Below are 24300 nucleotides of genomic sequence, written 5' to 3' on the forward strand. Positions count from 1 at the left end.
CAGCCATGCCTGGCCAAGCCGTGAGTGGTCCGTTACCCACTGGACCGCAGGCAAACCCCCAGGGTTCAACGTATCTAAAGTCCTTGCTGCAGAAATGGGTCATCAGGGTTTTGCCGCTCCAGTTCGGCAAGCAGCACCTGAACGTTCTGCAATTGACCTGTTTCTTTCCAGTATTGAATCAGCAACACCCGTGCCCGGCGATTGGCCGGTTGCCGGTTGAGCAGGGTTTCAAGCTGCTTTTGCGCTGCATCGGACTGTTCCAGGTCGTGCAGGGTCACTGCCAGGTTATAGCGATAGTCGGCATTGTCCGGCTCCAGCTCGACCGCGCGGGACAACGCGAGCAGGGCGAATTCGCGCTGGCCATGGCGGATCAGCCAGCGCCCCAGTTCGTGTTGCAGGAAGGCCGAATCCGGTCGCAGCGCCAGTGCCTGGGCCAGTACCTGCCGGGACTGGTCGTGATGGCCTTGACGTTCGAGCAAGCGTACCTGGGTCGCCAGGGCGTCGAGGTTGTCCGGATTTGATGCAAGGCTGCGGTGCAGGGCGGCTGCGGCCTCGGTGTAGTCATTCTCATGCAGATACAGGCGTGCCAGGTGCACCTGGGCCGCCGCATCCTCAGGTTGTTTTTCCAGCGTTTGCTGGTATTGCTCCAGTGCCGCCTGCAGTGGGCCGAAGTACAGACCAATGGCGTCGGGGTCCAGGCCAAGCAAGGCATCGACGGCGGCAAAGCGTACGCTTTGCTCGTCATCATCGAGCAGGGGGCCAAGAACCAGGCTGCGTTGTGCGGCGGGCAGCAGGCGGCGGATGCTGGCGATGGCTGCGCGACGGACCAAGGGCTCATCGTTTTCCAGGTCCATGCGGGCCAGTTTCAGCGCTTGTGGCGAGGGGTAGTTGGGCAGCTCTGCGTACAGGGCTGCGCGGCGGATCGGCGCCAGGTCGTTGCGTTGCAGTTGCTGGTAGAGCACCCGCGCGGCGCCCGGTTGGCCTTCATGCGCCTGGCGTAGGGCTTTGGCGTAGCTGTGCGGGGGTAGTGTCGGTTGTGCTGGCGGGGTATCCCGGCGCAGGTAGGCGATGCCGACTGATACCAGAATCAGCAGTAACACAGCGATCAGGTAGCGGTGGCGTGTGGGCATCGGAGGGGGCCATGGCGGGGGAAGTGGAAGCTTGGGGCAGATTGGCGTGGGCTGCAAGGGCAGCACAGCAATCAAGGCATGCGCCCGGCCGCACCATCAGCGACCTGTAAACAAACCAAAAAAAGCCCCGCAAGCCAAGGCCAGCGGGGCAAACGGTTGGGGGAGGAGCCAACCAAAGGAGTCGTTTAAAAAGTGGGAGCTCAGCGCACGCTGGCCACCGAGTCCGGCTGCCAGCCACCGCCCAGCGCCTTGTAGATCGAGACAATGCCGCGATACAGGTCAACCTCGCCCTGCGCCTGTGCATCTTCGGCGCTCAGCCGCTCACGCTCGGCATCGAGCAGCACCAGATAATCCACCGTACCTTCGCGGTAACGCACCGAAGCCAGGTCAGCCGCCTTGCGGCTGGCCTCGCTCTGGCGCATCAGCGACAGCAGCCGCTGCTGGGTCTTGTCATAGTCGCTAAAGGCGTTGGCCGACTCTTCCAAAGCCAGCAGTACCTGTTGCTCATAGTTGGCCAAGGCCCCTTCGGCATCGGCTTTGGCACCGCGCAGTCGGGCCCGCACGCTGCCCAGATCGAACGCAGCCCAAGTGATGCTTGGCCCCAGCCCCCAGGCGTTGGCTGCCGACGAACCGATCTGCGAACCGCGCGCCGCGGTAAAGCCTAAAAAGCCGCTCAGGCTCACCCGCGGGAACAGGTCGGCAGTCGCCACGCCCACATTGGCGGTGGCTGCGGCCAGTTGGCGCTCGGCACTACGGATATCCGGGCGGCGGCGCAGCAGCTCACCCGGGTCGCCCACCGGCAGGGCCTTGGCGATAGCCGGCAAGGCCTTGGGCGAGAGGTCCACGCTCAGGGCATCCGGGCGCTGGCCGAGCAGGGTGGCAATCCGGTGGCGAGCCCGTGCCTGCTCGGCCTGCAGTTGTGGCACGGTGGCTTCGACCCCGGCCAGGCGGGCGTCGGCGCGCACCACATCGAGCTCGTTGCCGACCCCGGCGTCGCGCAGGGTCACCGTGATGCTGCGCGACTCCTGCTGGGTCTTGAGGTTGGCCACGGCGATCTTCTCGCGCAGTTGTGCACCACGCAGTTGGCCATAGGCATCGACCAGTTCGGCGATCAGGCTGACCTGCAGCTGTTGCAGGTCGGCCTGGGCGGCCGCTGCCTGAGCGTCGCTGGCTTCGATCTGGCGCTGGATACGGCCGAACAGGTCGAGCTCCCAGGCCATGTCCAGGCCCAGGTCGTAACGCTCGCTGTTGACCCGTTGATCGGTCTGGCCGGGTACCTGGCCCTTGCCGAGCTCACTGCTGGCGCGGCTGGTGACCACCGGCAACTGGTCATTGGCGGCATCATCGCGGATCGCCCGCGCCGACTTGAGCCGTGCAAAGGCCACGCGCAGGTCGCGGTTGCCGTCCAGCGAAGCCTGCACCAACTGGTTGAGTACCGGGTCATCGAACTGCTTCCACCACACGCTTTCGAAGCGGCTACGGTCGAAGGCCTTGGCCTGCACGTCGCTGGCCAAACGCGCAGGCTCAGTGTCCGGCGCTTTGTAGTCCGGGCCTACCGCGCAGGCCGCCAGGGCCAGGGCCAGCAGGCTCGGGGTCAGGGGTTTGAGCAGCTTCATGCGTGGTTCTCCAGCGATTGAACACGTTCGGCCTTGCGGGCCTGGCGACGTTCGACGAAACGGCGAATCAGGAAGAAGAACACCGGTGTCAGGAACAGGCCGAACACGGTCACGCCGATCATCCCCGAGAACACCGCGACACCCATCGCATGGCGCATTTCCGAGCCGGCACCGGAGGAGAACACCAGCGGCACCACGCCCATGATGAACGCAATCGAGGTCATCAGGATCGGCCGCAGGCGCAGGCGGCAGGCTTCCAGCACCGCAGCCAGCGGGTCGAGCCCCTTGGCCTGTTCGTCCTTGGCGAACTCGACGATCAGGATGGCGTTCTTGCACGCCAGGCCAACCAGTACGATCAACCCGATCTGGGTGAAGATGTTGTTGTCACCACCGGAGACGATCACTCCGGTAATCGCCGACAGCAAGGTCATCGGCACGATCAGGATCACCGCCAGCGGCAGGCTCCAGCTTTCGTATTGGGCTGCCAGCACCAGGAACGCCAGCAGCACGCACAGCGGGAACACCAGCAGCGCGGTGTTGCCGGAGAGGATCTGCTGGTAGGTCAGGTCGGTCCACTCGAAGGTCATGCCGTTGGGCAGTTCCTCGTTCAGCAGTTTCTCGATGGCCGCTTCGGCCTGGCCGGAACTGTACCCCGGGGCTGCCGCACCGTTGATTTCCGCGGTGATAAAGCCGTTGTAGTGCATCACGCGATCAGGCCCGGAGGTGTCGCTGACCTTCAGGAAGGTCGCCAGCGGGATCATCTCGCCCAGGTTGTTGCGCACCTTCAACTGGCCGATCTGCTCGGCATCGAGGCGGAACTGCTGCTCAGCCTGGACGTTGACCTGGTAGGTGCGGCCGAAGCGGTTGAAGTCGTTGGTGTACAGCGAGCCCAGGTAAACCTGCAGGGTGTCGAAGATGTCGGTGATCGCCACGCCGTGGGTCTTGGCCTTTTCCCGGTCGATGGCCGCATCGACCTGCGGCACGTTCACCTGGTAACTGGTGAACAGGCCAGCCAGCTCCGGCACGTTGTGGCTCTTGGCGATGATGTTCTGGGTTTCTTTGTACAGCGCTTCGTAGCCCAGGTTGCCACGGTCTTCGATCTGCAGGCGGAAGCCGCCGATGGTGCCCAGACCTTGTACTGGCGGTGGGGGGAAGATCGCGATGTAGGCATCCTGGATGTCGGCGAACTGGGCGTTCAACGCCGCAGCGATGGCCGCTGCCGACTGGCTCGGGTCCTTGCGCTCATCGAACGGCTTGAGCGGGGTGAACACGATGCCGCTGTTGGGGCTGTTGGTGAAACCGTTGATCGACAGGCCCGGGAAGGCTACCGAGTCAGCCACGCCGGGTTGCTTCAGGGCGATTTCGCTCATGCGCTTGATCACCGCCTCGGTGCGGTCGAGGCTGGCGGCGTCAGGCAACTGGGCGAACGCCACCAGGTACTGCTTGTCCTGCGCTGGCACGAAACCGGTCGGGGTGGACGAGAAACCCAGGTAGGTCAGGCCCATCAGGCCGGCATAGACGAACAGGGCGATGCCGCTTGAGCGGATGACCCGGCGCACGCCACCGACGTAACTGTGGCTGGCGCGGTCGAAGAAGCGGTTGAACGGGGCGAACAGCCAGCTGCCCAGCAGTTTTTCCAGCAGCCGCGAGAAACGGTCCTTGGGTGCGTGGTGGTCCTTGAGCAGCACGGCGGCCAGGGCCGGCGACAGGGTCAGCGAGTTGAACGCCGAAATCACGGTCGAGATGGCGATGGTCAGGGCGAACTGTTTGTAGAACTGCCCGGTAAGCCCGGAGATGAACGCGGCGGGCACGAACACTGCGCACAGCACCAGGGCGGTGGCGATGATTGGCCCGGTCACTTCGCCCATTGCCTTTTGCGTGGCCTCCAGCGGCTTGAGGCCCAGCCCGATGTTGCGTTCGACGTTCTCCACCACGACGATGGCGTCGTCGACCACGATACCGATGGCCAATACCAGCCCGAACAGCGAAAGGGCGTTGAGCGAGAAGCCGAACAGGTGCATCACCGCGAAGGTACCGATCAGCGATACCGGCACAGCCAGCAGCGGGATGATCGAGGCGCGCCAGGTCTGCAGGAACAGGATCACCACCAGCACCACCAGCACCAGCGCTTCGAACAGGGTGTGCACCACCGCTTCGATGGAGCCGCGCACGAAGATGGTCGGGTCATAGACGATGCTGTAGTCCATGCCTTCAGGGAAGTCTTTCTTCAGCTCGGCCATCTTCGCCCGTACTTCGTCGGAGATCTCGATGGCATTTGAGCCCGGGCGCTGGAAGATCGGAATGGCCACCGCCGGTTGGTTGTTCAGCAGCGAGCGCAGGGCGTACTGGCTGGAGCCCAGCTCGACCCGGGCGATGTCCTTCAGGCGAGTGATTTCGCCATCGGCACCGGCGCGGATGATGATGTTCTCGAACTCTTCCTCGTTCACCAGCCGGCCCTGGGTGTTGATCGACAGCTGGAAGCTGGTCGAACCGGGGGCGGGCGGGGCACCCAGTTGGCCCGCGGCAACCTGGCGGTTCTGCTCGCGGATGGCCGCGACCACGTCACCGGCGGTCAGGTTGCGCGAAGCGGTCTTGTTCGGGTCGAGCCACACCCGCAGCGAGTAGTCGCCCATGCCGAACAGTTGCACATCGCCCACGCCGCCCAGGCGCGCCAGTTCATCCTTGATGTTGAGGATGGCGTAGTTGGACAGGTAGAGCATGTCGTAGCGGTTGTCCGGGGAGGTGAGGTGCACCACCATGGTCAGGTCGGGCGAAGCCTTGTCGACGGTGATACCGATACGGGTCACTTCTTCCGGCAGCTTGGGCTGGGTGCGCGTGACACGGTTCTGTACCTGCACCTGCGCGTTGTCCAGGTCGGTGCCCAGGGCGAAGGTGATGGTCAGGGTGAGCTTGCCATCGGCAGTGGATTGCGAGGACATGTACAACATGTTCTCGACACCGGTGATGGCCTGCTCCAGCGGTGCGGCGACGGTTTCGCCGATCACCTTGGGGTTGGCACCCGGGAAGTTGGCGCGCACCACCACGGTAGGCGGCACCACTTCCGGGTATTCACTGATCGGCAACTGGAACAGCGAGATGGAGCCCGCGATCAGCAGCACCAGCGACAGCACCGCGGCGAAGATCGGCCGGGTAATGAAGAATTTCGAAAAGTTCATCGGTGTTGTCCCTTAACCGCGCGGCGCTTGGGCGCCGGCGACTTTTGCATGGGTGCCGGCAACCTTCGGCGCCGGGTTGCTGGCTTCCAGAGCCTGGCGCTGCTGGGCGAGGGCGGCGAGGGTCTGCTCGCTGGCCATGGGCGTTTCCTGCGGGGTGACTGGCGAGCCAGGGCGTACCCGCTGCAGGCCCTTGACCACGATGCGGTCATCCTTGCCCAGGCCGCTGCGCACGATACGCAGGCCTTCGAGCTTGGGCCCCAGTTCCACGGCGCGGTAGGTCGCCTTGTTGTCCTTGTCCATGACCAGTACGAACTTCTTGCCAAGGTCGGTGCCCACGGCTTCGTCGTTGATCAGTACGGCGTCGTACTGGGCGCTGCCCACCAGCTTCAGGCGGGCATACAGGCCAGGGGTGAACTGGCCGTCGCGGTTGTCGAACACGGCGCGGCCACGGATGGTGCCGGTGCGCGGGTTGACCTGGTTGTCGACGAAGTTCATGTGGCCCAGGTGCGGGTTGCCGGTTTCGTTGGTCAGGCCCAGGTAGACCGGGGTGGCCTGGCCGCGCTGGCCTTCACGCGCCAGCTGGGTGTACTTGAGGTACACGCGCTCGTCGGTATCGAAGTAGGCATAGACCTTGTCGGTGGAGACCACGCTGGTCAGTGGCGTGACATCGGCAGTGACGATGTTGCCGGCGGTGTACTGGGCGCGGCTGACGCGGCCGCTGATCGGCGCGGTGACGCGGGTGAAGCTGAGGTTCAGGCGGGCCAGGTCAAGCTGGGCCTGGATCGCATCGACACCGGCGCGGGCCTCGGCGGCAGCGCTGCTGCGCGACTCGGCAAGCTCGGCGGAGATGGCGTTGCTGTCACGCAGACGCTCGCCACGGCGAGCTTCATTGGCGCTGCGGATGGCGGTGGCCTTGGCCTGTTGCAACTGGGCTTCGAGGCGGCGCACTTCAGCCTGGAACGGGCGTGGATCGATCTGGAACAGCAGGTCGCCTTTCTTGACCTGAGCGCCTTCGGTGAAGCCCACCAGGTCGATCTGGCCGGACACGCGCGGGCGCACTTCGACGGTTTCCGGGGCTTCGAGGCGGCCAGTGAATTCGTCCCATTCGTTGATCGGCTGCTCGATCACCTTGGCGACGGTGACCTTGGGCGCGGCGGGAGCCTGCACGGCATCTGGGGTGCGGCCACAAGCGCTGAGCACCACCACTGCCAGGGCAGCGAGGGGGAAGCGCAAGGGTTTGAGTGAGTGGTCCATGGAGAACTCCGCCAAAGTATTAGTAGTGGGCGGAGTGTGAGTGCCTTGCGCGTGACGCACGAATCGAACGCAGCGAAGGTTATTATCACGCGCAATGATATGTCGGGATATTTCATCGATGGCGAGCATGGTAGGGTGCCGGCTCTGATCCTCCCCCGTATGTGAACCAAGGCCCGATCGTGAACAGCTCCCCGCAACTACCCGGGCCCCTCGGCATCGTCTGCCTGGGCATACTGCAAATCCTGGTCTGGGGCGGTTCGTTCTTCCTCATGGCGGTGATGGCCGAGCCGATCAGCCGCGACACCGGCTGGCCCAGCCAGTGGGTGTACGGTGCGCTATCGCTGAGCTTGATGGTCTCGGCGCTGTTTGCCCCGCTGTCCAGCCGCCTTGTTGCACGCTACGGTGGCCGTCCGCAGATGGCAGCCAGTGGCGCCGTGGTTGCGGTGGGCTTGCTGATCATGGCAGCCAGCCAGGGCCTGGGGCTGTTTTTGCTGGCTTGGGCGATGATCGGGGTCGGCATGGCGATGGGGCTGTACGAGGCACTGTTCGCCACCCTTGGCGGGTTGTATGGCGAGGGTGCGGGCAAGGCAATCACGGGCATCACCCTGATCGCCGGCTTCGCCTCGACCCTGTCTTGGCCGACAGTGGCCTTGGCCGTTGAACACCTGGGCTGGCGCACCACCTGCGCCTGCTATGCGCTCGTGCTGCTGGTGGTGGTGGCGCCGTTGTATTGGCGAGTGTTGCCGGCCGGGGGGCGGGTGGAGGTGCGCAAGGCACAGGATCAAGGCACCGCGACCGGGGTCGACCGCCAGCTTTATCTGCTGCTGACCAGCATGTTCGCTATTGGCGCGATCATCATGACGGCAATTGCCGTGCAACTGGTAGCCGTGCTCCAGGGCCTTGGGCACTCGCTGCCGGTGGCAATTGGCCTGGCGGCGATGCTCGGTCCCAGCCAGGTGGCCTCCAGGGTGTTGCAGATTCTGACCGGCCAGCGCCATCCGATCTGGACGGCCTTGGCTTGGGTCAGCCTGGTGCTGGTCGGTCTGCTGCTGGTGACACTGGTGCCGGCGGCCACGGCCGTGGGCCTGCTGGTGTTCGGTTGTGGTAATGGCTTGCGGGCGATCGTGCGCGGGCTGTTGCCCTTGGCGATGATGCCGCCTGCGCAATACGTGCTGTTAATGGGGCGCATGTCGCGGCCGTCGCTGATCGGCCAAGCGTTGACGCCGGTGGTGGGGGGCTACCTGTTCGAGCACTTTGGCGCGATGGGGGTGCTGGTGACCTTGTGCCTGTTGGCGCTGGTCAATGTGGTGCTGGTGGGGGTGGTGATGCATCGTGTGCGCAGCGGCGCGTGACGGCCGGCTCCCACTGGGTTAGCGCTGAGCTTGAGAGCAGCGGGGTCCCTGTAGGAGCCGGCTTGCCGGCGATCACCGGCAAAGCCGGTGCCCTGCGCCGCAGCGCCTGCATCGCCGGCAAGCCCACACAGGTTACTGATCAACCGCGGGCAAACTGCAGCAGCCTGTCCCCATCCAGCCGGTACCGCACCCACTCATCCTGCGGCTCGGCCCCCAGCGATTTGTAGAACCCGATCGCCGGTTCATTCCAGTCCAGCACACTCCATTCCAACCGCCCGCAGCGGTTCTCTACGGCTTCGCGGGCAATGTGCCGCAGCAGGTCGCGGCCCGCGCCACCGCCGCGCTGCTCAGGCGTGATGTACAGGTCTTCCAGGTAAATACCGTTGCGCCCCAGCCACGTCGAATAGCTGTAGAAATACACGGCAAACCCCACTGCCTGGCCATCGCGTTCGCAGATCAGGCTGTGCACCGTGCTGCCCTCATCGAACAGGCTGTGCTCGATATCGGCAAGGGTGGCGACCACTTCATGGCGCGCACGCTCGTACTCGGCCAGTTCGGTGATGAATGCAAGAATCTGTGCGGCGTCAGTGCGTACTGCGGGGCGAATGGTAAGGCTCATGCTGGGCTTCCTTGATAAGCAATGCGTCGTATCGATACAGTCATGTGTATCTGCGTAATTTAATGTAACTGTACCGGTTGTACGGAAGGCGACTGCCGTAGTGTGACAGCACTCATTACCATTCTGGAATGCCTGCCATGCTTGCCTCTTTCGACCTGCTGATGGCCTTTGTGCTGTTTGCCTTCGTTTCCTCGATAACCCCAGGCCCGAACAACACCATGCTGCTGGCCTCTGGGGTGAACTTTGGCGTGCGTCGCTCCATCCCTCACGCCCTGGGCATCAGCATCGGCTTCATGGTCCTGGTGCTGGCCGTTGGTCTGGGCCTTGGCGAGGTGTTCAAGGCCTGGCCTGCGTTGTACACCGTGCTGCGTTACGTGGGCGCCGCCTATTTGCTCTACCTGGCCTGGAAAATCGCCACCTCCGGCCCGTTGAGCGCCGATTCGGCCAATGTCCGCAAGCCGCTGGGCTTCTGGGGGGCAGCCGCGTTCCAGTGGGTTAACCCCAAAGCGTGGGTGATGGCGGTAGGGGCGATCACCACCTACACACCGGCCCAGGGCTATGTGCTGAACGTGATCGTCATCGCGGCCGTGTTCGCCCTGGTCAACCTGCCCAGCGTCGGCGTGTGGGTGATGTTTGGCAGTGCGCTGCGCAACCTGCTGCAGAACCCGCGCTGGCTGATGCTGTTCAATGTCCTGATGGCCTTGCTGCTGGTGATATCGCTTTACCCGCTGCTGTTTGTAGAATCGGCGTTTTCGTAACGCGTCGAGTACGGCAAACCGATGCAGTTGATTCCCTGGTCTCACCAATGCTCCGAAGGTTTCACCTTACGCGGCTGGCGCTCGCCGGCCAGCGGCAAGCCGCTGCTGCATTTCTTGCACGGCAATGGCTTCTGCTGCCTGGCCTACCAGCCGATGCTGGCGCGTCTCGGCGAGCAGTTCGACCTCTGGCTCAGTGATGTTCAGGGGCACGGCGACAGTGACCATGGCGGGGTGTTCCGCGGCTGGAACCGCACGGCTGAGTTGGCAGTGGAGGCGTTCGAAGCGGGCCGTGGCGAGTATGGCGAGGTACCTCGCTATGCACTGGGGCACAGTTTTGGTGGCGTGCTCACCGGGCTGATCCTGGCCATCAGGCCTGGGTTGTTCGAGCGCGCCGTATTGCTTGACCCGGTATTGTTCAGCCGGCGCATGATCGGGGTCATGGGGGCTGCTGCGCTGGTGGGCCTGCACCGCCGGCATGCCCTGGCGCGCAAGGCCGCCAACCGCCGCAGCCATTGGCCCGACCGCGAAGCGGCAACGGCTTCGCTGCAGGGGCGGGGCATCTTCAAGGGCTGGAGCGATGGGGCGCTGCAGGCCTACATCGAGCATGCCATCGGCGATTGCGGTGAGGGCGTGGTGCTCAAGTGCCGGCCCAGCCGTGAAGTGGAAATTTTCAGTTCCTTCCCGACGCGCATGTGGGCGCATCTTGCCGCCATTCAGGTTCCCACCCGTGTGTTGTATGGCGAACAGACCTATCCTTTCGTGCCGCATTCGGTGCAGCGGCTGGCCGCGATCAACCCCAGGGTCCAGGCTCGTCAGGTCGCCGGAGGTCACTGCTTCATGCAGGAGGATCCGGCCGCGGCGGCGCAACAGGTACTGGAGCACCTCAAAGGCTGAGCAACGATCACATGGGCGGGGGCGCTCGACGTCATTGGCACTGTTTATGCGCTACCCGCCACGCGGTCGCCAGCGCTGACCGCCTGTCGTGAAGTGCCTCGATTGGATCGAACGGTAAGAGGGCTTGCCGGTTCTTCCACTAAGGTGCTAGTTGATCTTGCGCATCATCAATTGCCCCGGCGCATGGACGGCCGCCCGGGCATGGGCATTATCAATTGGCACCCTGCCTGCCAAAGGCGTACTCCGATAAACAGGCCATCCACTCAAGAGAGGGTCTTAACATGTCGTTGATAGGTGTTTCGATGCTGGAAATGCGCCAACTGATCGAACAGGCCTGCCTGCCTGATCTTTGTGAAGTGAGTTGCCTGGATGGCACAAGCCTGACCATTCGCTTGGGTCAGGGGCCAAACATGGAGCAGGGTGTGACGCTTACAGGCGTTCCATTGCAGAACCTGAACAGTTGCCGTGACGTGGTGAAACTGGTTGACCAGTTGCATGCGCTGCGTGACAGCCAGCCAGCGTCGCTGAAGGCGATCGCCTGACCACCCAGGGGCACCGGTCAGCCGAAGCTGGCCGGGCGCCATATTCTGCCGTCAGCCCACCTCGCCGTCGTTGATCGGCTCATTGCAGCTCCAGCAGCAGGTTCAGCCCGCCATCACCACACTTGCCTTGGTCACGGACCACACCATGGTAACTGCGGCCATCCCACACGAAGGCCACGCTGTGCGCCCGCTCGACTTTGTCTGGAAGCGGCGGGCAGATGTGCAGGCGCAGGGCAGGGCGCCCCTGCACGTTCAGTGCAGCGAGTTGGCACTGGCATTCAACGCTCATGGCAATCGGGCCGAACAGCGTGTCGCGCACATAGTCCAGTTGCACGTTGGCGTTGGGGGCACGGCCGGGCATCTTCATCGTTGCGGGGCTCCTGGAAGTTGACGTCGATCAGCATGTGGAAAGCAACTGAGTGCGGACGTTCAACTTTTTATGGGGCCTGTTTACAGGTCGTTTACCCACCCCTGCGGCAAACCATGAATACCCCATTTTCTGGTGACCCACACCCCCCGCAATGACAACGAATACCATCCCCTGATGTGGGGGGCGCAGCGGGGAATCCACCCCAATCCGGTTCGATTGATCGCCCAAGCCATTGAATAAAAAGGATATTTGCTTCTGGCATACACCTTGCTGACCCTCTTGCACAGTTCCTGTGTCCCGGAGGTGCAGCATGTCGACCCCCAACAAAGGCCCCGTCCTCACATCACTTGTACTGGCCCTGCTGGGCTGGACAGCGACCAGCGAGGCGGCTGTGCAATGCCAGCGCACCTTGGTGGCCAACGTGATCGCCCTGGACCAGCCCCTGATGTTCAACCGCCTTGGCGCGCAAAACGCCAACGGCATGATGTTCGCCCTGCGTCAGGATGTGGTGGACGAGCACCTGGTACCCTTGAGCAAGGGGGGCGCCGCAGTGCCGGGCAAGGTGACCCTGCGCCCGGACAAACGCCCACGTCCCATCGTGCTGCGGGTTGCCGCCGGTGATTGCCTGACGGTCAACCTGACCAACCTGTTGGCTTATCAGGCCAATCCCAACAAACACGGTATCGACCATGATGAGAACGAGTTCGAAGGTGTAGAGGGAGAAGAAGCCGAAGAAGGCGATGAAACCGAAGAAGCTGCAGAAGTGGAGAATGACGGGGGCGAGCACTTCGTCGCCGACGAGCAGGTCACTGATCGCCACGTCGGCTTTCAGGTCAACGGCCTTCAGGCCGTCAACAGCATCGGCGACATTGCCGCCAACACCGGCCGCAATGGCAACTTCCTGATCGCCCCGGGCGCTACCCGCAGCTACACCCTCTACGCCGAGCGCGAAGGTGCCTTCGCCGCCACCAGCCAGGGTGCCACGTTCGGCGGCCAGGGTAACGCCGGCAACGTCGCCAATGGCCTGTTCGGCCAGGTGGTGGTGGTGCCCAAAGGTGGGCGCACCTATCGAAACACCCTGACCGAAGAGGAAATGCGCCTGGCCAGTACCGGCCGTGCCGCCACCGGCCAGCCCGTGGTCGACTACGAGGCCCGCTACCCACAGGTTGAGCCGTGGATAGCCGAAGGCAAGGCCGGCAAGCCGATCATCGCCATGGTCGACGGCAACGAAATCCTCAGCAGTGAAACCGACGCCATTGTCATGGGGCCCAACCCGGACGGCAGCTTCCCGCGTTCCACCTACCCACTGGAAAGCATCAACAAGCGCAACCCGGCCTTACCCAACCGCCTGGAGGCATTCCGCGATTTCGCCTCGCAGTTTGCCGATGAAGTGGCCGCCACTCAGGCCTTCCCCGGCTACTGGGCCGACCCGGTGATGGGGCATGTGCTGGAGCCTACGCGCGACTCGTTCATGATCAACTACGGCTCGGGGGGCATGGGCGCGGAAGTCGTGGCCAACCGCCTGGGGGTCGGGCCGATGCACGATTGCCTGTCCTGCGCCTATGAAGAGTTCTTCCTCAGCGCGCACACCGTGGGTGATATCGGCACCCTGGTGGACGTGCCAGCCAACATCGGCCTGGAACACATTCGCCCAGGCGAGACCCCGCCGGCCAGCGCCATTGGCGTCAAGGCCAACATGGCGCTGTACCCGTCGGAGCCGGCCAACGTGCACCACAGCTACATTGGCGACTTCACCAAGTTCCGCAACACCCACAACGGCCATGAGCAACACATTTTCCACCTGCATGGCCACCAGTGGCTGTTCAACCCCAATGACGACAACTCCGACTACATCGACGCCCAGGGCATAGGCCCAGGTGTTGGGTACACCTACGAGATCGCCAACGGCGGCTCGGGCAACCGTAACCGTGTGGCGGGTGATGCCATTTACCATTGCCACTTCTATCCGCACTTCGCCCAAGGCATGTGGGCCATGTGGCGGGTGCACGATGTGTTCGAGGAGGGTACCCGCCTGGAAGTCAGCGGGCAGGGGGAGGGCGGCTTCCATGACACGCCGTTCGCCTTGCGCAGCGGCAAGCCGGCGGCCGGCGCACGTGCGCTGCCGGACGGCGAAATCATTGCAGGTACGCCGATCCCGGCAATCGTGCCGCTGCCAGGCAAAGCCATGGCGCCGATGCCGGGCAAGGTCGTGGTCGTGCCGAAACTGGCGCAAGAGCTGATCGCCGAGGATGACGAGGATCATGATGACCCAGAGCACGGCGATGACGATCACAGCGACGCGCCAGGCGCAGCCAAGGCTGTAGGCTCGCTGGCACTGGTCGACCGCAGCGAAACCAACCGCAACGCTGACGGCACCCTGAAAAACCCAGGTTACCCCTTCTGGATCGGCGGCATGGAAAGCAGTGTCGGCCAGCGTCCGCCGACCCCGCCGCTGGACATGCTCGACCCGGCCATGGCGCGCCAGCTCAAAGACAGCGGCGCAGCACTGTGGGCCAACCTCGATGGCAACCAGGTCGACGGTTGGGATGGCGGCTTGGGCCGCCATGCCCTCGATGGAGTGTCGGCCGGTGGTGAGGCCGTGACCACCACCACCAAGCTTGATTTTTCCAAGGTGGTAGAAAAGGCCAAGCCGATCTATCTCCCCGAGGAGGGTACCGACGTCGAGCAGGCCGCCATGCAGTTCCACGCCAAGGCCGAGCACCCAAGCTTTGCCCTGATCCCTGGCAGCCAGCCGGTGGCCAAGGCGTTTCGCACCAATGGTGCACTGCCAACCGCCGGCGCCCCCTTCTTCGAACCCTGCATGGATGACCGCGGCAAACGCCTTACCCAGGCATCGTCCACGGGCGAATACTTCAGCGGCGAGAGCCTGAGCGGCATCAACTTCCGCGGTGCCTCCACGTTCACTGCCGACCGCCCTCGCATCTACAAGGCGGCCAACATCCAGTTCGACGCGGTGTACAACAAAGTCGGCTATCACTTCCCACAGGCGCGCATCCTGGCGCTGTGGGAAGACGCCTGGCCAGTGATCACCAAGCAGCGCCCACCAGAGCCGCTGGTAATGCGCATGAACACCTTCGACTGCACCATGTACCAGCAGACCAACCTGATCCCGGCGTTCTATGAAATGGACGACTACCAGGTGCGTACACCGACCGATGTGATCGGCCAGCATATCCACCTGCCCAAGTGGGACCTGACCGCAGCCGACGGTTCGGCCAACGGCTGGAACTACGAGGACGGTGTCCTCTCACCCGGCAGCGTGGTGGAACGCGTGAACGCCATCCGTGCGTTCAATGGCTGTTCACAGGGCGACAGCCGCGACGGCACCGCCGCCTGCCCGACAGCCAAGCTGCACCCGTACTTCGGCCGCTTTGGCCGGGCCGACTGGGTGGGCGCGCGCACAGCCATGCAGCGCTGGTTCGCCGACCCGCTGGTCAACGTGCACAACGTCGACCGCGGCCTGGGCACCATCTTCACCCATGACCACTTCGGCCCATCGACCCACCAGCAGTTGGGCCTGTATGCCACTGTGCTGGCCGAGCCTGCCGGCTCCACCTGGCACCACGCCGAAACCGGCGAGCAGCTGTACAACCCCGCCCTGCGCCAGGACGGTGGCCCGACCTCGTGGCAGGCGGTGATCAATACCGGCGACAACGACGGTGATGGCAAGAACGACAGCTATCGCGAGTTCTTCCTTGAGTACAGCGACTTCCAGCATGCCTATGAAGCGGGCGTGTATGTGGGCGCCGGCCCCGATGGTGTGCCCAACGCCCAGGCCTACCCAGCCACGGCCGACAGCTTCCGCTACGCCATCAACCCGCCGGTGCGGCAGAAGGCCTCGAACCTGCTGGAGTCGATCGTCGAATCGCGCGGTGGCCTCAACCCTGGTTGCCCGACCCGGCCATGCCCACAGGCGATCTCCGTGGATGACCCGGGCATGTTCGTCGTCAACTACCGCAACGAGCCGCTGGCCCTGCGCGTGTTCGACCCGAACAAGGTGGCGCCGGATGGCAAACGCGGCATGCAGGCCGACGGCCTCGGTGGCGACCTGGGGTATGCCTTGCAGAGCCGTACCGACCGTGCCATCCCGGCCATGAACCTGGCACCCTCGGCGATCAACTCTGCGGTCGGCCCTACGGGTGGCACCACCTTGTTCCCGCCGCACATCAACACGGCAGGCAGCGAGCCAGGCGACCCGTTCACCCCGATGCTGCGCACCTACTCTGGCGACAACGTGCGGTTGCGCATGCACGCTGGCGGCTATGAGGAGGAGCACAACGTCACGATGCACGGCGTCAAATGGCTGCAGAACGGCACCGGCTACGGCAGCAGCTCCAACTCGGGGTGGAAGGCCTCGCAGATGATCGGCATATCCGAGCAGCTGGGCTTCCTGGCGCCGGTGTCGATGATCTCCAGCTCCGCAGCCACCAATGGCGACTACCTGTATTCGCTGGACGCAGCGCTGGAAGGCTACTGGAACGGCATCTGGGGCGTCATGCGCAACTACACCGCGCAACGTGCCGACCTGTTCGCGCTGCCGAACAACCCGCAGCCGGTGGCCATGCGCAACACCATCAACTTCGATGGCATCTGCCCGAGAACCACGGCCAACCCCAGCGGCGTCGGCAGCCGGCCAACGGTCAAGCGCAACTACGAAATCGTCGCCGCGCTGGCCAACGACATCCTCGAAAACCGCAACGGTGTGAGCATCAACGACCCGGCCGGTATCGGCCAGCACGTCGGCGGCCCGCTGAAGGCCAATGGCGGCACCCTGGTGTTCAACAGCCGTACCACCAGCATCCCGCAGGTGACGGTGACCGACGAGGAGGATGGCACCACCTTCACCGTGGGCGGGCACAGCGCGCCACTGCACGACCCGACCGCCGTGCTGTACGTGCGCAAGGCCGACCTGGATACCAGCACCGGCAAGCTCAAGGCCGGGGTGCCGGTCGAGCCTCTGGTGTTGCGAGCCAATGCCGGCGACTGCATCAGCATCACCCTGGAGAACCGCCTGCCGCTGGTGATGCCGGACCTGCCCAGCACGGCGGTGATGCAGAACGTGGTCAAGCGCGACCGCAATGACAGCGAAGGCGCTACCGCCTTCAACAACAACCTGATCCGGCCCTCCAGCCACGTTGGCCTGCACGCACAGCTGCTGGCCTATGACATCACCAAGTCCGATGGCGTCAACGTCGGCCTCAACCCGGAGCAGACCGTACCGCCGCGCAGCGGTAACAGCGGTGCCTACCCGACCAGGGTGTACCAGTACTATGCCGGGCACCTGGAGCGTGAAGGCAAGCCGGTGCTGCAACTGGGCCGCACGGTGGACAACATCCGCACCACGGCAATCGAGTTCGGCGCCCTCAACCTCACCCCGGCGGATGTCATCAAGCAACCGCAGAAAGGCCTGGTGGGCGCCATGAGCATCCTGCCGCAGACCGCGACCTTCACCGAGGACGCGGCCAGCCGGGCCCAGGCCACGGTCAAGGTCAGTGGCCAGCCGGACTACCGCGACTTCGTCACCGTCTGGCAGCGTGCGCTGAACATGCGTTGGGCCGACGGCCGCCCGGTGGAGGGTATCGCCACCGAAGGCAACGGTGTGCCAGGTGATCCCAAAGACAACGGCAACATGGCCATCAACTACAAGACCGAGCCGCTGTGGTTGCGCTTCGGCCTGGCACCGGACGCTCCGTTTGGCCGTGCCGATGGCTTTGGCTTCGCGGATGTACCCAACGCGCACATGGCCTACAGCAATGCCCTGGTGGGCAGCGACCCGCAAACCCCGGTGCTGTATGCCAAACCCGGTCAACCCGTGCGCAACCATGTGGTGATGCCCAGTGGCGGCAGCCGTGGCATCACCTACCAGCTTGACGGGCACCTGTGGCCACTGCATGCCTACCAGGCCGAGAAAAACGACCTCGATGGCTACCCGATGAAGCAGCCTGGGATCGGGTCGGTGCGCTTTGGCTACAACCCGATGTCGATGTACATCGGTGCCCAGGAGAGCGTACTGCCCGCCGCGCACTTCAGCTTCATGTTGCCTAGCGCCGGGGGCGCCAACGCGGTGCCGGGCGACTATCTGTTCCGAGACTACGCCGCCTACGGCAATACCTCGGGGCTGTGGGGGATTCTGCGGGTTACCGACGACGCACCGCCGGCAACGGCGCCGGCACAATAAGAAAAGGGGCGCACCAATATGCATAACAGGAAAATCCGCCCCGCCGTGCTGGGGGTATTGCTGGGCACGGCGTTGATCGGCTTGGGCGTGGCCTACGAGGAGCTCTGGTGCGACCCGCGCGAGCTGCTGCAGGAACCTGCCGACCCGCAGGCGCTGCACCGGCTCAGCCGGGATGGGGTGACCGTGGAGTTCGAAGCCCGGCCCCTGGCCGGGAGCGAGCTGCGCGAAGGCGCCTTCGCCAATATCCGCTTCAAGGTCACCGACCAGAACAGCGGCCAACCGTTGTCGGGGATGGCGCCAGGGGCGTGGATCGACCCGGCGCAGTCGGCCCCACTGGAAAGCAGCCGCGACCAGAGCTGCAAGGCCCGGGTGGCGCTGTTTCTCAAGAGCAGCATCGGCGCCAGGCCGCTGCTGGACCTGAACAGCTACTTCCTGTTGGTGCTGAACAAGGACGCGAGCCTGACCGTGATCGACCCGACAGTCTCGGTGGGCGGTGTTACCAGCACCCTGGCACGCATCGATTTGCCGGGTCGGCCCATGGATTGGGTGGCTACCGGCGATGACAAGCAGGTATTCGTGTCAATTCCCGAACGCGGCGAGGTCGCGGTGATCGACACCGAAACCTTTACCCGCGTGGCCACCTTGGAGGCCGGCGAGATGCCGCTGCGCGTGGCCCTGCAGCCGGACCAGCGCCGGTTGTGGGTCGGCAACAACAGCGACGACCCGGCCAAGGGCGGGGTGACGGTGATCGATGTGCATAGCCGCACCACGCTCAAGAGCTTCGCCACCGGCTCCGGGCACCACGAAATCGCCTTCAGCGCCGATTCGCGCTACGCCTACGTCAGCAACCGCGACGGCGGCACCCTGAGCATCATCGACATCCCCGAGATGCGCCTGGTGAAAACCCTCGAAGTTGGCCCGCATCCGTTGGCAGTGGCCTACTCGGCGCTGTCCCAGGCGGTGTACGTGAGCGATGGTTCAGAAGGCACGGTGCGGGTGTACGATGCCCGCAGCCATCAGTTGCGCCATACCGTCCAGGCCGAGCAGGGCCTGGGGCCGATGCGCTTCAGCAGTGATGGCCGTTACGGCATCGTCCTCAACACTCTGGAAAACCAGGCCCTGGTGATCGATGCCAGTACCGACAGGTTGATCCACCGCATCCCGGTGGCGGCCGAGCCGTACCAACTGACGTTCACCAAAGGTTATGCCTACGTGCGCGGCCTGGCGTCTTCGAAGGTCAGCATGATCAACCTGAGCAGCCTGGGCGAAGGCCGTCAGCCGATCATCCAGGGCTTCGATGCCGGCCCCGCCGCGCCGCGCCAGGCCGGGGATCTGCCATTGGCCCAGGGGTTGTCGGTGTCACGGGATGACAACTCGGTATTCGTGGTCAATCCGGTGGACAACACCACGTACTTCTATACCGAAGGCATGAATGCCCCGATGTCGGGTTACAACAACCGCGGCCACCAGGCCCGCGCCGCCATCGTCATCGACCGCAGCCTGCGCGAACTGGCCCCGGGGGTGTATGGCTCGACGGTGAAGATGCCGGCGTCGGGCAAGTTCGACGTGGCGTTCCTGCTCAACCAGCCGCAAATCATCCACTGTTTCAGCACCGACGTGGCTGCCGCCCCGGATGCGGTCAAGCGCAAGGGCGCGCATGCCGAGTTCATCGGCCTGGACCAGCCCTTGCCACAGCACCGCGCCATCACCGCCAAAGTGCGCATCCTCGGTGACGACGGCCGCCCGCGCCTTGGCCTGGACGACCTGACCCTGCGCTACTTCCTGGCGCCGTCATCGATGCCGCGCAACCTGCGCCTGGAAGAGGTGGGCGAGGGTATTTACCAGGCTGCACTGATGCTGCCTGAAGCCGGCGCGTGGTACCTGCATGTGCAGTCGCCGTCGCTGGGGCACAAGTTCGCCGAAGAAAACTACACCAGCCTGCGTGTCCTGCCGGCTGCAGCGTCTACTGCTTCCCAGACTGAAGTGAGGAATGTGCAATGAACGCCAGACATTCTTGCAAGCTGCTCGCACTTTCCATGGCCATGGCCAGCCAGCTCGCTATGGCCCACGCGGGCCATGACCACAGTGGGCATGCTCCGCAGCCGCCTGCGGCACATCAGGAGAAAGCCAGTGTGCGCTTTGCCGATGTTTCACTGCTCGACCAGGATGGCATGCCGGTGCGGCTGGAGAAGGACCTGGTCGGCGATCATCTGGTGGTGATGGGCTTCATTTACACCAGTTGCACCACGGTATGCCCGGTAGTGTCTTCGATCATGGGCAAGGTCCAGCAGCAACTGGGTGGCCGGGTAGGCGAGGAAATCCGCCTGGTGTCGATCAGCGTGGACCCGCAGCGTGACGACTCCAAACGCTTGCAGAGTTACGCCAAGGCCTTCCAGCACGGCCCCGGCTGGAGCTGGCTGACCGGCTCGCCCTATGCCATCACCGAGACCCTCAAAGGCTTGGGCAGCTTCAGTGCCGACCTCAGCCAGCACCCCCCGCTGATCATGGTGGGTGACGGGCACAGCGGCCACTGGACGCGTTATTACGGCTTCACCGACCCGGCCGTGCTGATCGACGAAATCAACCGCCTCAGCGCCCGTCGGGTGCATGCCAAGAGTACGGCCATCGCCGAGCACCAGGAGGTGCAACCATGAGCAGCCAAGCGTCCTGTCGCGTCGGCATGCGCAGCTTCGACTGGCTGGCCCTGGCCGGTTGCCTGTGGATCTTCGCGTCGGTCGCCATGGCCCACGAAGGCCATGCACCGAGCGCTCCCAGCCCGCAGCCTTCGCCCCCGGTGATGACCAGTGGCGAAGGCACCCGCGATGCGCACACCTGGTTCACCGACACCGTGCTCCAGGACCAGAATGGCCGCGCGCTGCGCTTTTACAGTGATGTGCTCAAAGACAAGGTGGTGATGCTCAACGTCATCTTCACCCACTGCACCGATGCCTGCCCGCTGATCACCCGCAAGCTGCGTGAGGTGCGCGAGGCCATGGGCCCGGAGCTGGCCAGCCAGGTGACCTTCGTGTCCATCAGCAGCGATCCGCTCAACGACACCCCGGCAGCGCTCAAGGCCTTTGCTGAAAAACAGGGGGTGGACAGCGCCAACTGGCTGTTCCTGACCGGCGACAAGGCCAGCGTCGATCTGGTGCTGGGGCGTATCGGCCAGTTCCTGCCCAGCCCCGAGCAGCACTCGACCCAGCTGATAGCCGGTGACGTGGCGGGCAAGCGCTGGAGCAAGATCCGCCCCGATGCACCGCCAGCGGCCATTGCCCAGCGCATGCAGTTGCTGACCCAGCCGTTGGCCGGACGGTAAATGCACTGACAGGATCTGCGCCGCGGCGCAGAACACAGTGGGAGCCGGCTTGCCGGCGATGAGGCCAGAATGAACACAGCGAGATTACTTTGCTTGGCGCTGGGCCTGACCTGCTGCGCTCAGGCGCTTGCCCTTGACCTCACCGCCCACGAGCAAGCCGGTAAACGCCTGTACCGCGAAGGCCTATCCAGCAGCGACGCACAATTGCTGGCCCGCGTTGGTGCCAGCGACATGCGCGTGCCCGCCAGCGTGTTGCCCTGCGCCAGTTGCCACGGCAATGATGGCCGTGGCCGCGCCGAAGGCGGGGTGCGCCCGCCCAGCCTCGACTGGCAGCGCCTGGCCCAGGGCCAGGGCGCACGCCAGAGCAACGGCCGCAGCTACCCGGCTTACACCGACAACAGCCTGGCCCGCGCCATCCAGCACGGCCTGGACCCGGCCGGCAACCGCCTGGACCCGGCCATGCCTCGCTTTGAACTGACCCTGGCCGACCAGCGCAACCTCACCGCCTACCTCAAACGCCTGGCTGATGAGCGCGACCCTGGCGTGGAAGAAGGGGTGCTACGCCTGGGTACCCTGTTGCCCGCCAGCGGGCCGTTGGCCGAGGCCGGGCAGGTGGTGCGCGCGGTGCTCGAGGACGGGGTGGCCCAGCTCAATCAGCAGGGCGGCGTTCATGGCCGGCGCCTGGAACTGGTGGTGATCGACCCCGGCAGCGACCTGGCCAGTGCCGAGCATGCGCTGCAGCAGTTGCTCGAGCAGCAGCGGGTATTTGCGCTGATCAGCCCGCTGGCACCGATGCTCGACCCGCGCCTGGCCCTGCTGCTCGAACAGCACGGCGTGCCACTGGTTGGCAGTACACCGCGCGGTGGCGGCAGTGCGCAGATATTCGACCCCATGCCAGGTATCGCCACGCAATTGCTGAGCCTGGCCTTGCATGCCCGCGATACCTTGGGCCTGGCGCCAGATGGCTTGCGTGTGGTGTATGCCGGCGATGACCAGGCGGCGCAAGCCGAACAGGTGCGCGAGCGCCTGCAGCAGCTGGGTTGGGCGCCAGCACCGGTCGAGGCCTTCAAAGGCCAGTCGGTGCAGGGGCAGGGCATTGTTTTTCTAGGCCGCGCCCAGGCCTTTGCCGAGCTGGCCACGGCGTTGCAGGCGGCAGGCCGTGCCCCCTATCTGTTCGCCACCTCCAGCCAGGTGGCCGGTGCCGTGGCCTCGCTACCGGCCCAGTGGTCGCAGCGGGTGTTCCTGGCCTATCCGTTCGTGCCGGCCGACTGGACCGAACAGGGCATGGCGACCTTGGCCGGCCTGCAGCAGCGTCAAGGCCTCGACACGCGTCAGGCCTCGCTGCAAGTCAACACCCTATGTGCCCTGCGCCTGCTTGGCGAAGCCCTCAAGCAGATCGGCCGTGACGCCAGCCGCGAGCGCCTGGTTGCGGCGCTGGAGGGCCTGCATGGCGTCGATACCGGCCTGACCCCGCCGCTGGGCTTCGGGCCGGGCCAGCGCCAGGGCCTGGCCGGCGCCCATGTGGTCGCGGTGGCGCTGCCTGGGCCACGCTTTACAGCTGTCGCCCCGTATCGGCCTGTACCGGTCAGCCCTTGAGTGGAGGTTGCCATGCGTATCCTGTTGCTGTGCCTGTTGCTGCTGGTCGCCAAGGCGGGCTGGGCCGATAGCCCGGCGGCGCGGGTCAATGGTGTGGACATCGGGCTGCTGCGCCTGGAGCGCTATTTCAGCGAGTACCTGCAGGCACAGGGGCGGGCGGTGACCAGTATCCGCAACCCTGCGCTGTACAAACGTCTGCGCAGCCAGGCCCTGGACGAACTGATCGACAAGGAGTTGCTGTGGCAAGAAGCCCAGCGCCGCGGCATCGCCATCAGTGATGAACAGGTGTCGGCGCAGCTAGGTGAAGTCGAGGCGGCATTCGCAAGCCCAGCGCTGTTTGAAAGACGGCTTGCAGAGGCAGGGTTCGACCGCGCAGCATACGCTGACTACCTGCACCGGGAGCTGGCAGCGCAACAGGTGTATGCCCAGCTCAGCGCGGTAGCCGAACCCACCCAGGCCGAGGTGGAAGCGTTTTATCAGGCCAACCAACAGAGACTGCAAGGAGCGCAGAACCAAAGTGATAATTCTTCGGTCATACGCGAACAGGGCCTGGTGCTGGCCAGGGCCTCGCTCATCAGCCAGTTGCAGGCACAGTCACGGCAAGCGGCGCGCCAACGTTTGCGCGAATCCGCTAAAGTGGAAATCGCTGACTGAAGCCTGCGATGGCGTTTCCCCAAAGCTGGGGAATAACGGCTTGGCAAAGTGCCATCAGGTGCCCCGGATGTGGGGCAGCGGGCCTGAGCCTGTTCGTAGGGCTATCAAAGGTGCCAGCAAAATCAATAACTTGACGTGGTGCAACATGACTATTCATGCCTGGCACGAAGCCTGCTCAAGCCTTACCAAGGCCGCACTTCGCAGACCGGGTAACCGGGCAGTTCTTGGGAGTCGACCTTGGTGAACAGAGTATTGGTAGTCGATGACGAACAGACCCTTGCGCAAAACCTGCAAGCGTACCTGCAGGCGCAAGGCCTGGAAGTCCATGTTGCCCACGACGGTGCCAGTGGTATCGGCCTGGCTGAGTGCCTGGCACCGGATGTGATCGTGCTGGATTACCGCTTGCCCGATATGGAGGGTTTTCAGGTCCTGGAGACCGTGCGCAAGAACAGGCAGTGCCACTTCGTGCTGATCACCGCCCACCCGACCGCCGAGGTCCGTGAGCGAGCCGCCGAACTTGGCGTGACCCATGTCCTGTTCAAGCCGTTCCCGCTGTCGGAACTGGCGCGCCCGATCTTCGACCTGATGGGCATCGAGCGCCGGCGCAGGGCCACGGACAACCCGGCAGAAGGGTTCGTCGAACGACGCCAGAACAGGAACGAATCGTTCCCCTTGCAGTTGTACGATGGTAGCTGGGTACTGGCCGACCGCCGCCGTAATGGCGCCAAGCCCCCTGGACCCGACGACGACCAACTGCTCACTGGGGAATAGCGGCGCCCGCAGCCCTCACCGAGCCTGCGACGCGCCCCCTGAGCGGAGTCGCA

General features: G+C 64.5%; 17 protein-coding genes. 11 read left to right on the top strand and 6 right to left on the bottom strand.

The window, feature by feature from the left end; translation table 11 throughout:
- Positions 1-74: 74 nt before the first annotated feature.
- The 4 genes from EGJ09_RS01835 to mexE form a co-directional block, all read right to left on the bottom strand.
- Entirely contained in the window at positions 75-1130 is a 1056-nt protein-coding gene (locus tag EGJ09_RS01835; protein WP_125923057.1) for a tetratricopeptide repeat protein, read from the bottom strand.
- A gap of 200 nt (positions 1131-1330) precedes the next feature.
- Positions 1331-2746 carry an efflux transporter outer membrane subunit gene (locus EGJ09_RS01840; RefSeq protein WP_125923058.1) on the bottom strand — a complete coding sequence of 472 codons (1416 nt, stop codon included), beginning with the start codon at positions 2744-2746 and terminating at the stop codon, positions 1331-1333.
- Entirely contained in the window at positions 2743-5922 is a 3180-nt protein-coding gene (locus EGJ09_RS01845) for an efflux RND transporter permease subunit (protein ID WP_012314307.1), read from the bottom strand. The genes EGJ09_RS01840 and EGJ09_RS01845 overlap by 4 nt, the downstream gene beginning before the upstream one ends.
- Positions 5923-5934: 12 nt before the next feature.
- Positions 5935-7176, bottom strand: coding sequence for a multidrug efflux RND transporter periplasmic adaptor subunit MexE (gene mexE / locus EGJ09_RS01850; RefSeq protein ID WP_125923059.1), 1242 nt, complete (start codon positions 7174-7176; stop codon positions 5935-5937).
- 230 nt (positions 7177-7406) lie between these two features.
- Between mexE and EGJ09_RS01855 the strand changes: the two genes are divergently transcribed.
- Positions 7407-8528: an MFS transporter gene (locus tag EGJ09_RS01855; RefSeq protein WP_177433139.1), complete on the top strand. Its 1122-nt coding sequence runs from the start codon at positions 7407-7409 to the stop codon at positions 8526-8528.
- 139 nt (positions 8529-8667) lie between these two features.
- On the opposite strand, the gene EGJ09_RS01865 is transcribed toward EGJ09_RS01855, so the two are convergent.
- Positions 8668-9147, bottom strand: coding sequence for a GNAT family N-acetyltransferase (locus EGJ09_RS01865; RefSeq protein WP_046787675.1), 480 nt, complete (start codon positions 9145-9147; stop codon positions 8668-8670).
- A gap of 128 nt (positions 9148-9275) precedes the next feature.
- Here EGJ09_RS01865 and EGJ09_RS01870 point away from each other — a divergent pair, with 128 nt between their 5' ends.
- The 3 genes from EGJ09_RS01870 to EGJ09_RS01880 all read left to right on the top strand — a co-directional run bounded on the left by EGJ09_RS01870 (position 9276) and on the right by EGJ09_RS01880 (position 11341).
- Entirely contained in the window at positions 9276-9905 is a 630-nt protein-coding gene (locus EGJ09_RS01870; RefSeq protein ID WP_125923062.1) for a LysE family translocator, read from the top strand.
- A 21-nt stretch (positions 9906-9926) separates the two neighbouring features.
- Positions 9927-10799 carry an alpha/beta fold hydrolase gene (locus EGJ09_RS01875; protein ID WP_125923063.1) on the top strand — a complete coding sequence of 291 codons (873 nt, stop codon included), beginning with the start codon at positions 9927-9929 and terminating at the stop codon, positions 10797-10799.
- A gap of 281 nt (positions 10800-11080) precedes the next feature.
- On the top strand, positions 11081-11341 hold the full coding sequence (locus EGJ09_RS01880; RefSeq protein WP_046787672.1) for a DUF1652 domain-containing protein: 261 nt from the start codon (positions 11081-11083) through the stop codon (positions 11339-11341).
- Between the two features lie 79 nt (positions 11342-11420).
- Here EGJ09_RS01880 and EGJ09_RS01885 read toward each other — a convergent pair whose 3' ends face one another.
- Positions 11421-11708, bottom strand: coding sequence for a hypothetical protein (locus tag EGJ09_RS01885; protein WP_046787671.1), 288 nt, complete (start codon positions 11706-11708; stop codon positions 11421-11423).
- Between the two features lie 313 nt (positions 11709-12021).
- On the opposite strand from EGJ09_RS01885, the gene mnxG reads away from it, so the two are divergent.
- From mnxG to EGJ09_RS01920, 7 genes are all read left to right on the top strand, one after another.
- Positions 12022-17910, top strand: coding sequence for a manganese-oxidizing multicopper oxidase MnxG (gene mnxG / locus EGJ09_RS01890; RefSeq protein WP_125923064.1), 5889 nt, complete (start codon positions 12022-12024; stop codon positions 17908-17910).
- 18 nt (positions 17911-17928) lie between these two features.
- Positions 17929-19911: a cytochrome D1 domain-containing protein gene (locus tag EGJ09_RS01895; RefSeq protein ID WP_125923065.1), complete on the top strand. Its 1983-nt coding sequence runs from the start codon at positions 17929-17931 to the stop codon at positions 19909-19911.
- Positions 19908-20564 (top strand): SCO family protein, encoded by a 657-nt coding sequence (locus EGJ09_RS01900; protein ID WP_125923066.1) that lies wholly within the window; start codon positions 19908-19910, stop codon positions 20562-20564. The genes EGJ09_RS01895 and EGJ09_RS01900 overlap by 4 nt, the downstream gene beginning before the upstream one ends.
- Complete coding sequence (locus EGJ09_RS01905) at positions 20561-21226, top strand: SCO family protein (RefSeq protein WP_125923067.1); 666 nt, start codon at positions 20561-20563, stop codon at positions 21224-21226. The genes EGJ09_RS01900 and EGJ09_RS01905 overlap by 4 nt, the downstream gene beginning before the upstream one ends.
- A 69-nt stretch (positions 21227-21295) precedes the next feature.
- Positions 21296-22822 carry an ABC transporter substrate-binding protein gene (locus tag EGJ09_RS01910; RefSeq protein WP_125923068.1) on the top strand — a complete coding sequence of 509 codons (1527 nt, stop codon included), beginning with the start codon at positions 21296-21298 and terminating at the stop codon, positions 22820-22822.
- A 12-nt stretch (positions 22823-22834) separates the two neighbouring features.
- On the top strand, positions 22835-23476 hold the full coding sequence (locus tag EGJ09_RS01915; protein ID WP_119688960.1) for a SurA N-terminal domain-containing protein: 642 nt from the start codon (positions 22835-22837) through the stop codon (positions 23474-23476).
- A gap of 237 nt (positions 23477-23713) precedes the next feature.
- Positions 23714-24247: a response regulator gene (locus EGJ09_RS01920; protein ID WP_042111969.1), complete on the top strand. Its 534-nt coding sequence runs from the start codon at positions 23714-23716 to the stop codon at positions 24245-24247.
- Positions 24248-24300: the final 53 nt, after the last annotated feature.

Origin of the sequence: Pseudomonas sp. p106, assembly GCF_003936645.1 — a bacterium.
GTDB lineage: Bacteria > Pseudomonadota > Gammaproteobacteria > Pseudomonadales > Pseudomonadaceae > Aquipseudomonas > Aquipseudomonas putida_E.